The organism is Chitinophaga sp. MM2321, assembly GCF_964033635.1.
Classification (GTDB): Bacteria; Bacteroidota; Bacteroidia; order Chitinophagales; family Chitinophagaceae; genus Chitinophaga.
In genome coordinates, this window is record NZ_OZ035533.1 from 1622312 (window position 1) to 1635110 (window position 12799).

A 12799-nucleotide genomic window follows, 5' to 3' on the forward strand; every position below is an offset into this window, starting at 1 on the left:
AAAAAGGAGAAAATGAATCTGAACAATTTCACTATAAAATCGCAGGAAATACTGCAACAGGCGCAACAACTGGCGTTTAACAACCAGAACCAGGCCATTGAAACAGGACATGTCCTGAAGGCTTTGCTGGAGGATAACGACAGTCCTGTAGAATACCTGCTGAAGAAGAACTCGGTCAACACCTCGTTCCTCAACAGTAAGCTGGATGAACAGTTGCAGAAATACCCCAAAATGGTAGGCGGGGAAGCCGGACAAATGCTGAGCCGTGATGCCAACAATGTAATGCTACGCGCCGGCAACACGATCAAAGAATTTAAAGATGAATTTGTAAGTGTAGAACACTTGCTGCTGGCTATATTGAGCGGTAACGATGATACATCAAAACTATTGAAAGATGCAGGGCTTACTGATAAGGGGCTGAAAGCCGCTATTAAAGAACTGCGCAAAGGCGATACCGTCAATTCACAATCCGGCGGTACACAATACAATACCTTACAGAAGTACGCCAAAAACCTGAATGAGCTGGCCCGTGACGGCAAGCTGGATCCGGTGATAGGACGCGATGAGGAAATACGCAGAACATTGCATATCCTCTCCCGCAGATCAAAAAATAATCCTATCCTGGTAGGTGAACCGGGTGTGGGTAAAACCGCTATCGTAGAAGGACTTGCACACCGCATCCTCAATGGCGATGTGCCGGAAAACCTGAAATCACGGATCATCTATGGCCTGGATATGGGCGCACTCATGGCGGGTGCCAAATACCGCGGTGAGTTTGAAGAAAGATTAAAAGCCGTTATAAAAGAGGTGACAGACAGCGATGGACAGATCATTCTGTTTATCGATGAAATACATACCCTCATCGGCGCTGGTGCCATGGAAGGCGCTATGGACGCCGCTAATATCCTGAAGCCTGCATTGGCCCGTGGAGAATTGCGCGCAATCGGTGCTACTACATTGAATGAATACCAGAAATATTTTGAGAAAGATAAAGCACTGGAACGCCGCTTCCAGAAGGTAATGGTGGATGAACCCAGTGTGGAAGATGCCATCTCTATCTTACGCGGACTGAAAGAAAGATATGAAAGTCATCACCATGTGCTGATCAAAGATGAAGCGATCATCGCTGCGGTAGAGTTATCACACCGTTATATCTCTGATCGTTTTTTACCGGACAAGGCGATTGACCTGATAGATGAAAGTGCGGCCAAACTAAGGCTGGAAATGAACTCCATGCCGGAAGAACTGGATGAACTGGAAAGAAGGATCCGGCAGCTTGAAATTGAGAGAGAGGCTATTAAAAGAGAGAATGATGAAGATAAGCTGCGCGAACTGGGTGAAGAAATTGCCCGTTTGAGTGAAGAGCGGAATACGTTCAAAGCCAAGTGGCAGGCGGAAAAAGAGGTGGTAGATAAAGTGCAGAATGCCAAAGCGGCTATCGAAAACCTGAAACTGGAAGCCGAACAGGCAGAACGTAACGGCGACTTCGGCCGCGTAGCGGAAATCCGTTATGGTAAGGTAAAAGAACAGGAGAAACTCGTTACTGATCTCACAGCAGAATTAAGTAAAATATCCGAGAACAATAAACGTCTGCTTAAAGAAGAAGTAGATGCGGAAGATATCGCCGAAAACGTGGCCAGGGCAACCGGCATACCGGTATCTAAAATGATGCAGAGTGAAAAGGATAAGTTGCTGCACCTGGAAGATGAACTGCATCAACGGGTAGTAGGACAGGACGAAGCCATCATCGCCGTATCTGACGCCATCCGCCGCAGCCGCGCCGGATTACAGGATCCGCGCAAACCTATTGGTTCCTTTATCTTTCTCGGTACTACCGGTGTTGGTAAAACGGAACTGGCCAAAGCACTGGCGGAATACCTGTTTGATGATGATCAGATGATGACCCGTATTGACATGAGCGAATACCAGGAGAAACACGCTGTGAGCAGACTGGTAGGTGCGCCTCCGGGATATGTAGGCTACGATGAAGGTGGGCAGCTCACAGAAGCTGTACGCCGCAAACCTTACTCCGTAGTGCTGCTGGATGAAATTGAGAAAGCACACCCGGATACCTTTAACATTTTGTTGCAGGTATTGGACGATGGCCGCTTAACAGATAACAAAGGTCGGGTGGTGAATTTCAAGAACACCATCATCATCATGACGAGCAATATGGGTAGTAATATTATCCAGGATAATTTTGAAAATATCAATGATAGCAACCGTGAAGAGATTGTAGACAGGACGAAAGATGAAGTGATGGCAGTATTGAAACAATCCATCCGTCCGGAGTTCCTGAACAGGGTGGATGAGGTGATCATGTTCCAGCCATTAATGAGAGCAGAAATTAAGGGAATAATTAACATTCAGTTACAACAACTGAAGGAGATGGTAGCAAAAAGTGGCATGATATTGGAATTTTCTGATTATGCATTAGAGTATCTTTCTGTACAGGGTTATGACCCGCAGTTTGGTGCAAGACCACTGAAAAGACTCATTCAGAAAGAGATCATTAACCTGTTAAGTAAAAAGATCCTGGCAGGTGATATTGATAAAACCAAACCGGTGCTGATTGATGTGTTTGACGGTGTGGTAGTGATAAGAAACAATTAATTTTCTAAATACGACGATACACAGTTAACGATAAGCCCCTGCGATTCCTCGCGGGGCTTTTTTATGCCCGCCCTTTTCGGTAAATTTGAGAGAATCAATATTCAGTACCATGACAGGTGAAAGAGAAAAAAAATTTATGCAGCATGCCGTGGCTTTATCCCGCAGGGGAATGCAAAATGGTGCCGGCGGGCCTTTCGGCGCTATTGTGGTAAGAGGAGAGGAGATCATAGGAGAAGGCTGGAACCAGGTATTATTGAATAACGACCCTACGGCGCATGCTGAAGTAATGGCTATCCGGGATGCCTGTAAAAAACTGGGTTCTTTCCAGTTACCTGATTGTGAAATCTATACTTCCTGTGAACCTTGTCCGATGTGTCTGGGGGCTATTTACTGGGCGCGTCCGTTGCGTGTATATTTTGCTAATACCAAGGAAGATGCGGCGGCCATTGATTTTGATGATTCCTTTATTTACCGCGAAATGGGGCTTGCCCATGAAGATAAAAAGATCCCGCTCATTCCTTTACCCGACAATGATGCATTGAATGTGTTCCGTCAATGGAAAGAGAAGGGAGATAGAACCCTTTATTGATGGGGTTAAGGGGGCATCAACCTGATTTATTTTTTTTCAGTTATAAAAGATAAATCAGGTTAATTATTTTAAATCAAACTAATCACAGCATTATTTATTTCCGGGTGGCAAAATGAAATCCCCAAAATAGCGCCAGCAATAAAAACAGGATGCCCAGGATGATAACGGTGAGGTATATATAATTATCTGTTTTCCTCCGGGAGCGGTAGCGGATATGGAGTTTTTTTAACAGTTGCCATCTCATATCACGGAGCCATACAGGAATTTGTTTTTTATCTTTTATGGCTGCCAGGCCTTCTATTGCTTCGCTGCATAACTCACAATCGGCCAGGTGCATTTCCACCTCGTGTTGTTCTTCCGCTGTCAGCTTGCCCTGCACATAGTCCAGTAGCTGCTGTTGCGTAGGACAGCCCGTAGTTACAAAAATATCGTTGAAATGCTCGTTCATATCACTATTGATGCAAATTAACTATTGTTTGCGCGTTGTTGTTTTTCCAGTAAAAGTTTGAGGTTACGTTTGCCGTTCTGGATATAACTTTTTACCTGTAATAAGCTGTACCCGGTTTGACTGGCAATTTCCTGGTAGGACTTCTTTTGCAGGTAAAACAGTTGTACGCATAATTTTTGTTCCGGATTCAGGAGGTTCATCGCCTGCTCCATATTTTCGAGCAGGATATCCTTTTCCTGGAACACCCGTTTATCTTCCTGTTCAACAGATAACGCCCCCGCATGTTTGTCGGTAATTTCTTCCTTATACTTCATATGATGCTGCCGCAATTGCATCAGGCAATAGTTTTTGGTGACCTGGTAGATCCAGGCGCGAAAAAACTGGATCTCATGCTTGTTGATGTCTGATAATACTTTGAGAAATATTTGTTGCACCGCATCGCGGGCATCTTCTTCATTTTTCAGGTACTTCATACACATACCCAGCAATAGCAAGGCATACCGGTCAAAGAGCACACCTATCCACTCACCGTTATTATCAGCTTTGAACCGTTGCAGTAACTCCTGATCTGTTAGTTGTTGTATGTCTGGATTATTCACAGGCTTAAAATAGAATGCAGTATTAAGATGCATTCAGATAGAAAATCCATAAATATAAATATTACGGATGATGAAGTTGCGGTTACATATTATCCAAAGCTTGTTGTGCATTATTCTTTAAGGCGCCATCCATGCGTATTACTTCTTTGAACATACGGCGGGCTTTCCCTGCTTGTCCTTTGCTGCGGTAGCAGATAGCGAGTTGATAACGGGCCATCTCCACGTATTTTCCGGAACTGATGGATTCTATCCGTTTGTATCGTTCAATGGCTTCATTGATATTACCCTGTTGCTGGTATACCATAGCTGCTTTGTAGAGGTATTCATCGCTGCTTACCGGTTCCGGGGCGGCTTCTTTTTTAACGGGTTCTGCAGCCGTTTTTTTGGGTGCTGGTTTTGGTTCGGATTTCAGTTCAGGGGTTACAGGGGTGGTCTTCACTTCTGTATCGGATCTGTTATCGTCTTTTTTAGCCACCTCTTTTTTCAGGGAGTCCTGTAGTTTTTGAAAGGCTACCTGTTTCCGGATGCTGTCTGCCGTTTTCTTTTGCTGCTGGACTTTTGCCGCTGCCGCTTTTACCCTTGCAGCAGAGTCCATCACAGGGCGGGCGGGAGGTGGCGCTGGTACTGCCGGTTTTGCTGATGTAACAGCCGGTGAAGTCTGTGAAGCGGCCGGTGTATGTTCCGGGCCAACAATAGGCTGTTGGGCTGGTATGATGGCCGGAGAATCCGTTTTAGAAGGAAGGGTAGTGGCTGCCTCTTTATTGGCTACCGGCTGATTACGCATGTGTCCGCGCATTACATATACGCTGCCCACGCCAAGGATGGCAAAAGCGATCAACCAGAAGTATACCAGCAGGTTTTCTTTAGTTCTTTCCTTACGGGTATATTGCGCTACTTTCTGCACATGTGAAACAGGCTCTATGGTTTGGTGGATATAACGTTGCAATTTGGTAGTCAGATCCAGGTATTTTTCATTGCCTGTTTCCTTTTCCAAAGCCTGTAGTGCACCAAAGCAAAGATCGCAATCCGTGAGATGTTGTTCCATGAGGTGTTTCTCCACGTCTGTCAGCCTTCCATCCAGGTAACGGGGAAGCTGATCCTTGTTGAGACAACGGATACCTGAAAAGATTTTTAATAATTTTTCGTTTGGTTTACTACTAAACATATCCCTGGTTCATAAATAACTTGGCAAGTTTCCCTTTGGCAGCTTTCAGCTGGTTTCGTACTATTTCACGTGTCAATCCTTTGGCCGCTGAAATGTCAGCAAATGTTTTGCTTTCCAGATAAAAACTGGTGAGAAGATCCCTGTCTTCCGCACTCATACGTTGTAAGGCCTGATCCAGCCTTACCGCCAGGTCCTGTTGGTCAATAATGTTGGTAGTGGCTTTCTCTACCTTGTTTTCAATATGCAGGAGATCCCTGCCGTCTCTGGATGGATAAAAGGGAGTACTCTTTTCAGACTGACCTAAGTATCCTTTCTGTATATGTAAGATCCATTCACTTGCTTTGTAAATGGTCTGTGTTTTCAGGCTGGCACTTAGTCTTTGTAGTACCGTAGGAAAAACTACATTGGGGTCCAGGTTGGGATTATTGTTCAGATAGGGGAGCGTTACAGCTACCAGTAAATGACTGTACCTGTCCATCAATACACCTTCCGCTTCCCGGTCTTTTTGTTTCCTGGCCCGGGATATCAGCTCTTTATCAGATAAATTGGTTAACTGTTGGTGCATAAACTTATTACTATATATTTACGTATAAAAGCAGAAAAAGTTCATTCGGACGCCAGATATTTGAATAATAAATCGGATTTATACAATTTATATGCCATACGCGATTGTTGTTGTGCCGGTTGCGCCCATGCGCGCCACTACAGCGCATAAAAGTGAAATGATCTCCCAGCTGTTATGGGGCGAATGTGTGGAAATCACAGATTCCGCTCCCGGCGGATGGGTACAGGTAAAGAATCAGTACGACGGCTACACCGGCTGGGTTACTGTTGCCCACCTCGAAGAAGTGGAAGCTGAACTGTATACCGCGCCTGCTACTGGTTATATGCCGGGCTGGATCAACCAGGTGACCATGAACGGGCAGCGGATGGTAGTACCCTTCGGCTGCCTGGTGAAAAGCGACAACACTTCGTCCGCAAAATGGGGAAGTATACAGGTAGTCTTTGAAGATAAACCACTTATACTGCAACCCGGTCTGCCGGAAACGTTCACACACCTGAAAGATGTTGCCCTGAAATTTTTGAATACGGCTTATCTATGGGGTGGAAAAAGTGTTTTCGGTGTTGACTGCTCCGGGTTTACACAAAGCGTTTTAAAGCTGATGGGTATTCCCGTTTTACGCGATGCTTATGAACAGGCCACCCAGGGGACGGTTGTAGACTTTTTACTGGAAGCCAGGCTGGGTGATCTGGCCTTTTTTGACAATGAAGAAGGACGGATCACACATGTGGGCGTCCTGCTCAATGACCATGAAATCATTCATTCCTCCGGCAAAGTACGTATTGATCCGATCGATAACGAGGGTATCATTCATGCTGATACCAGGTTGAGAACGCATAAGTTGGGGATCATAAAGAGATACTTTTAAAAAAGTACGGGATACAGGTTACCATGTAATCCGTATCCCGCTCTTTTCCCGCACTAGCTTTGTTTAAAGTTCTTTTTGTAATCTTCAAAGCTCTGCATAATAATGCCTTCTGCTTTTTCCTTATTCTGGAATTCTTCCACCTTTACAGATTTCCTTTCCAGCTTTTTGTATTCTTCGAAGAAATGTCTCATTTCATCAATAAAATGAGGCGGCAGTTCGGAAATATCGTTGATATAATTTACGCTCATGTCGTTGGCAGCAACAGCGATGATCTTGTCATCAGCTTCACCACCGTCTATCATCTGCATCACACCGATTACTTTGGCTTCAACGATGCATAAAGGTACGCATTCAATTTGCGACAGCACCAGGATATCCAGTGGATCACGGTCATCGCAGTAAGACTGAGGTATAAAACCGTAGTTGGCTGGATAGTATACAGAAGAATATAGAACACGGTCCAGCTTCAGCAGGCCGCTTTCTTTATCCAGTTCATATTTGGCGCGGCATCCCTTTGGAATCTCAATAATTGCGTTTACAACATGTGGCACTTCAGAGCCGGGACTCACACTGTGCCAGGGATTTGTTGTCATCATAAATCTACTTTTACTTTATGGTTTATTGTTCAATATTGGCTTAATGTTGAAAAGTGAATACATGATGCATCTCACTTTTCAATGATAGCTTCGTTATGTTTCCGGTAAGTTATAAACAGGAAATCATCCACATGGGAAATCCATTAATGCGTGGCAAAATTAAGGGAACTCACGGTTAATAGCTAAAAATTATCCCTTTCTCTCCATAAAAAAAGGAAAGAAGGGATATTGGTTATTTAGCAGCTGGCACATTAATATTGCTTCCGGTGGCGGTATCCGGCGACAAAATAGTGGTGGAATCAGTAGCTGAACCGGGGCTGGCTGGTGGAATATAGTTTGGAATAATACTTTCAAAAGTCAGGGAAATCTTCCATTGGCCGCTTTCTTTCACCAGTTGCAATATTTCTTTCTGGTGTGCGGAGGAATTGAGTATTGTTACAGAAGCGTTGTCGCCATTTTCTTCCGTTTCCACTACTTCAATCTTGGCATTCTTAATTTTCTCCCGCTCCGCATCGCTGCGGCGGCCATCAAAAATAGAATAGATCTGTATTACCTGTTGGGATTCTTTGGTGGCATAATCCCTTGCCTGGTCGAAGTTCGAATCCTGTATAGCATGCATAAACGCTAGCGCAACCTCCTGAGGAGTAGCCCGTTTCTTACAGCTGGTTAATAGCAGTGTTGCCAGCACTGCCATGGTCAAGATTCGACGAAAATTGGTCATGCGGTCGATGAATTATTATATCACAACAAAAATAGGGTTAAACAATCAAATCTACAAAGGCACTATTACCGCAATGTTGATTAACTGGCTTCCTGACTGAATTATCCCTCATAAAAACAGGTGAACTTACTGCAAAGGCCGTTAACAAAGCGTTAAAATATTTATGAATTTTTTGATTTTGATATGTAGGAATTTTGTTTCTCAAAGGAAACTCCTACTGGAAACAAAATATCTACATATCAAAATCAAAAAATTCATAAATGTTTATTTAATCCTTATTGGCCTCATAAGCCCTGATAATGGCTTTTACAAGCTTATGTCTTACCACATCTTCTTCATCCAGTTCTACAGAACCGATTCCTTCTACATTACGCAGGATCCGGGTTGCTTTTTCAAGGCCCGACTTCTGGTTTTTAGGGAGATCGATCTGCGTAAGATCACCGGTGATGATAGCTTTGGCAGAGGCACCTATACGGGTAAGGAACATTTTGATCTGCAAATCGGTGGCGTTTTGGGCCTCATCCAGGATAATAAAGGAATTATCCAGGGTACGGCCGCGCATATACGCTAACGGGGCTATTTCAATAACACGGTTAGTCATATAATAAGTCAGCTTTTCCGCAGGGATCATATCATCCAGCGCATCATACAATGGCCGCAGATAGGGATCAATCTTCTCTTTTAAGTCACCCGGAAGGAATCCCAGGCTTTCACCTGCTTCTACCGCCGGACGGGTAAGAATGATCTTTTTTACTGCTTTGTTTTTGAGTGCACGTACGGCCAGTGCAACGGCTGTATAGGTTTTACCGGTACCGGCAGGACCTATCGCAAATACAATGTCATTTTTGTCGGCCAACGCTACCATCTTTTTCTGATTGGCAGTGCGTGCCCTCACAGTACGGGCATTTGGACCAAACACCAGGACCTCATTGGGATTACGGTCGCTGAAATGATCGATCTTCGTCCCTTCCTCATCTCCCAGGATCTGTTCAAAATAATTTTCAGTAAGATTACCATTGCGCTCCAGGTACTTAACGATCTGGCTTATCTTTCCTTCTGCTGTAGCCACTTCTTCCGGTGCCCCACTCAATTTTAACTGGGTACCCCTGGACAGGATCTTTAACAAAGGGAATTTCTTTTTCAGCAAATCCAGCTTTCCGTTGTTCACGCCGAAAAACTCTAAGGGATTAATACTTTCTAAGTTGATAATGGATTCAGTCAATGATTCAACGATTTAATTTTCCAGGAAATGATCGGCATTTTTCAAGCCGAATATATTGAATTATAGGACAACCTGGAGAGCAGTATTGTTAAGCATTCACTAAATTCTATACCCGTTCTGTTTGAACGCTGCTACTTTTGCCGCGATATCCTTGTTGCCCAGCGCCAGTATCCGCGCAGCCAGTATAGCTGCATTACGGGCACCCGCTTTTCCTACAGCAAGTGTACCTACGGGTAAGCCCGCCGGCATTTGCACAATAGAATACAGGGCATCAATTCCACCAGGCAAACCGCCATCCAAAGGTACTCCCAGAACAGGCAGAGATGTGTATGCTGATACTACTCCAGGTAAGGCTGCTGCCATACCGGCCGCGGCAATAACCACGCCAAAACCTTTCTCTTCTGCTGTAATACAGATCTCCCGCACTTTGTCGGGATTACGGTGCGCAGAAGCAACCACCATCTCATTTTCAATACCAAAATACTGCAGGTGTTTTTGAGATTCTTCCATTACTGGCTTGTCACTCTCCGAACCCATGATAATCAAAACCTTCATTTGATAATATTTTAATTATTTTTTATTTATTTAGACAGCCCAAAGATATTGATCGTTTGACAAATACAGAAAACTGAAAATCCACATCAGGTGGATAAATGGGTAGAATAAATTATTACGTTCATCAATGTAATAACGCTTTTTATAATATATTGAGTATTTTGAGACTTTGCACTCACAACGATATAAGATTCCGCTATCAAATGAATGGAGTTATGCTGGAACAGCATTACCGGCAACTGCAGCACCTGGAAGCTGCGCTCAATGCCTTAGCACTATCAATAAACCTGGATGCAGCGGGCTGCATCACTGCCATGAATACGCTGATGGAGAAAGCTTTACGGCAGCCATCAGCAGCCCTTACCGGTAAGCAGCTGCAGGAAGTGCTGCTTCCTGCCGATCAGGCGCAATGGCAACGGATATGGAACGCCCTTCAGGTTGGTGAAACCGTGCAGGAACAGATCTGCTTCCTCGTGGACGGTGAAATAAACCTCTGGCTGGAAGCCGGCTGCCACCCCGTTTTCAACGAATCGGGCAGCATGGAACAATGCCTCCTGATCGGACTCGACATCACGGCCCGCAAAATACCGGAACTGCAAGCCCGGGAAGAAGAACAGTTTTTCAGGCAAATCCTGGAACACCTGCCTGTAGGCCTCCAGCAGTTTTCTGCGGAAGGCAACAGCATAGACATGAACAGCCGCCAGCGGGAAATATGGGGCGAAGAACATGCTTTCTTTACCAATACCAGCTACAACTGGCTACAGGACCCGTTTTACCGGCTCAATGGACTGGCCAAAATGTTTGAAGAGGCCATGCAAACCATGCAAACCAGGAAACGGGAAGTATTGCTCAGCTACACCGAAAAACACAGCGGGAACCTGACCCGTCTCTACCCGGTTTACTACGAAGCCACCGTTTTCCCCGTCACAGATCAGCAAAACAGGATGCACAACTTCTTCCTGATCCTCGATGACATCACAGAGAAAAAGCTGGTGGAACTAAGCCTGCAAAAGAGCGGACGCCTGCTGGATAATATCATTGAAAATCTGCCCATCGGCTATATCCAATTCGATAACTTCGGCTTTATCCGCCGTATTAATCAAACACAACGCTCCTTTTTCAACTCCCCGTATCCCTCTGCCCGCCGGCAGTTCAACATTATGAGCGATGAACTGTCTACCGCATTCGGACTCGATAAACTATTCCTACAGGCGCTCCAGGAGAATAAAACCCTGCGCGTGGAAAAGAAAATAGACTTCCGGCGCGACAAACGCTGGACTACCGTCAACAAAGAAGTATACCTCGATCTGACCATCTTCCCGGTAGTGGAACCGGTAGATAAAGAAATGATCGTAGTCGTGCTGGTGAATGATATCACCGATAAAAAAATGCAGGAACTGGAAAATAAAAAGAACCAGGAATTTCTGCTGCAAACAGGACAGATCGGAAAGATAGGAGGCTGGGAGATGAATATCGAAAGCCAGGAGGTACGATGGTCCGCCGAAACATACCATATCTTCAGCTGCCCGCCTGACAAAGAAATAACCCTGGACATTGTGCTGGCTTATCATACAGAAGAATTCCGTCACCACCTGGCGGAATTGGTACGCCAGTGTATAGAGGATGGTAAACCCTTTGATGCACAACTGAAAATTGTGGACGACAACCAGCAGGTGAAAAGGGTCCGTTCCATGGGACAACCCGGTTATATAAACGGTAAGGTGGTGCGTATCTACGGCGTGGTACAGGATATTACCGAACAATCGGAAATCAGGGAAGCACTCACGCGCAATACAGAGCTGATGCGGCTCTTCTTCGATACCATCGACCTGGGATATGCTGCTATGGAAAAAGATGGCAAGCTGAACTTCCTCAACCAGAAGGCCGAGAAAATGATCGACCACCAGGCACAGATGGGCAGCAATATTTTTGAAGTATTTCCCCGCCTTTCCGGCACCGTGTTCTACGCCCGCCTGCAGGAATGCATCCTGCGCCAGGCATCCCAGTCGTTCGGCATCTATTTCCCCAAAACAGATAAGTGGTACGACTTCCTGCTCACCCCCATGCAGGACGGTGGTATTTCTGTATTTATGCGGGATATTACAGAAAGCCGTAAAATGCAGATAGAGCTGCGGAAGGCTAATGATCAGCTGTCTAAACTCAATAAGAGCCTGGTTAATCAGAACAAACAACTGGAAGACTTTGCCCACATTACTTCCCACAACCTGCGTGCTCCCATTGCCAACCTGCGGGCGCTGATGCAAATGCATAATGAAGCATCGTCGCAACAGGAGAAAGAACTATACCTGGGGATGTTGCATGAGGTGATCAAGAAAATTGATGAAACCCTGAATGACCTGGTTGAAGTAGTACAGATCCGGAAAGATGTGAATGTAGAGAAAGAAAAACTGCTGTTTGTGGAAAGATTACAGCGGGTAAAAGATATTTTACTGGTAGATATTGAAACCAGTAATATCAGGATCACTTACGATTTTGAGCTGGCGCCGGTAATAGAGTACTCCCGTGTTTACCTCGACAGTATCCTGCAAAACTTTATTACCAATGCTATCCGTTACAGATCGCTGGAAGGCACGCCTGAGGTGCATTTGCATACCTGGAAAGAGAACGATAATATTATCCTGACGGTACAGGATAATGGTGTTGGCATTGATATGGAACGTTTTGGAAACAAGTTATTTGGTTTCCGGAAAACCTTTCACCGCAATAAAGATGCAAAGGGAATTGGGTTGTTTATCACCAAAACACAGGTAGAAGCAATGGGTGGAAGTATAAAGGCAGAAAGCCAGCCGGGGCAGGGAACCAAATTTATTATTACTTTTAAACCGGAATAATCCCCTTTT

At 44.9% G+C, this 12799-nt stretch carries 12 protein-coding genes; 4 read left to right on the forward strand and 8 right to left on the reverse strand.

Translation table 11 applies throughout. The features are described from left to right. Window positions 1-12 precede the first annotated feature (12 nt). Window positions 13-2613, forward strand: a complete 2601-nt coding sequence (gene clpB, locus ABQ275_RS06230) for an ATP-dependent chaperone ClpB (protein ID WP_349317411.1) — start codon at window positions 13-15, stop codon at window positions 2611-2613. A 109-nt stretch (window positions 2614-2722) separates the two neighbouring features. Beyond that, window positions 2723-3202, forward strand: a complete 480-nt coding sequence (locus ABQ275_RS06235) for a nucleoside deaminase (protein WP_349317412.1) — start codon at window positions 2723-2725, stop codon at window positions 3200-3202. A gap of 94 nt (window positions 3203-3296) precedes the next feature. Here ABQ275_RS06235 and ABQ275_RS06240 read toward each other — a convergent pair whose 3' ends face one another. The 4 genes from ABQ275_RS06240 to ABQ275_RS06255 form a co-directional block, all read right to left on the reverse strand. Then, window positions 3297-3650, reverse strand: a complete 354-nt coding sequence (locus ABQ275_RS06240; protein ID WP_349317413.1) for a zf-HC2 domain-containing protein — start codon at window positions 3648-3650, stop codon at window positions 3297-3299. Window positions 3651-3667: 17 nt separating this feature from the next. Continuing rightward, on the reverse strand, window positions 3668-4249 hold the full coding sequence (locus ABQ275_RS06245; RefSeq protein ID WP_349317414.1) for a sigma-70 family RNA polymerase sigma factor: 582 nt from the start codon (window positions 4247-4249) through the stop codon (window positions 3668-3670). An 82-nt stretch (window positions 4250-4331) separates the two neighbouring features. Next, window positions 4332-5414, reverse strand: coding sequence for a tetratricopeptide repeat protein (locus ABQ275_RS06250; RefSeq protein WP_349317415.1), 1083 nt, complete (start codon window positions 5412-5414; stop codon window positions 4332-4334). Beyond that, entirely contained in the window at window positions 5407-5979 is a 573-nt protein-coding gene (locus ABQ275_RS06255; protein WP_349317416.1) for a hypothetical protein, read from the reverse strand. The genes ABQ275_RS06250 and ABQ275_RS06255 overlap by 8 nt, the downstream gene beginning before the upstream one ends. Window positions 5980-6070: 91 nt before the next feature. Between ABQ275_RS06255 and ABQ275_RS06260 the strand changes: the two genes are divergently transcribed. Next, complete coding sequence (locus tag ABQ275_RS06260; RefSeq protein WP_349317417.1) at window positions 6071-6844, forward strand: C40 family peptidase; 774 nt, start codon at window positions 6071-6073, stop codon at window positions 6842-6844. 53 nt (window positions 6845-6897) lie between these two features. Here ABQ275_RS06260 and ABQ275_RS06265 read toward each other — a convergent pair whose 3' ends face one another. The 4 genes from ABQ275_RS06265 to purE all read right to left on the reverse strand — a co-directional run bounded on the left by ABQ275_RS06265 (window position 6898) and on the right by purE (window position 9938). Further along, on the reverse strand, window positions 6898-7440 hold the full coding sequence (locus ABQ275_RS06265; RefSeq protein WP_349317418.1) for an inorganic diphosphatase: 543 nt from the start codon (window positions 7438-7440) through the stop codon (window positions 6898-6900). A 232-nt stretch (window positions 7441-7672) separates the two neighbouring features. Then, entirely contained in the window at window positions 7673-8161 is a 489-nt protein-coding gene (locus ABQ275_RS06270; RefSeq protein WP_349317419.1) for a DUF4878 domain-containing protein, read from the reverse strand. Window positions 8162-8429: 268 nt separating this feature from the next. Continuing rightward, window positions 8430-9383: a PhoH family protein gene (locus ABQ275_RS06275; RefSeq protein WP_349317420.1), complete on the reverse strand. Its 954-nt coding sequence runs from the start codon at window positions 9381-9383 to the stop codon at window positions 8430-8432. Between the two features lie 99 nt (window positions 9384-9482). Next, window positions 9483-9938, reverse strand: a complete 456-nt coding sequence (gene purE / locus ABQ275_RS06280) for a 5-(carboxyamino)imidazole ribonucleotide mutase (RefSeq protein WP_349317421.1) — start codon at window positions 9936-9938, stop codon at window positions 9483-9485. 215 nt (window positions 9939-10153) lie between these two features. Here purE and ABQ275_RS06285 point away from each other — a divergent pair, with 215 nt between their 5' ends. Then, complete coding sequence (locus ABQ275_RS06285; protein ID WP_349317422.1) at window positions 10154-12790, forward strand: PAS domain-containing protein; 2637 nt, start codon at window positions 10154-10156, stop codon at window positions 12788-12790. The last annotated feature ends 9 nt before the right edge of the window (window positions 12791-12799 follow it).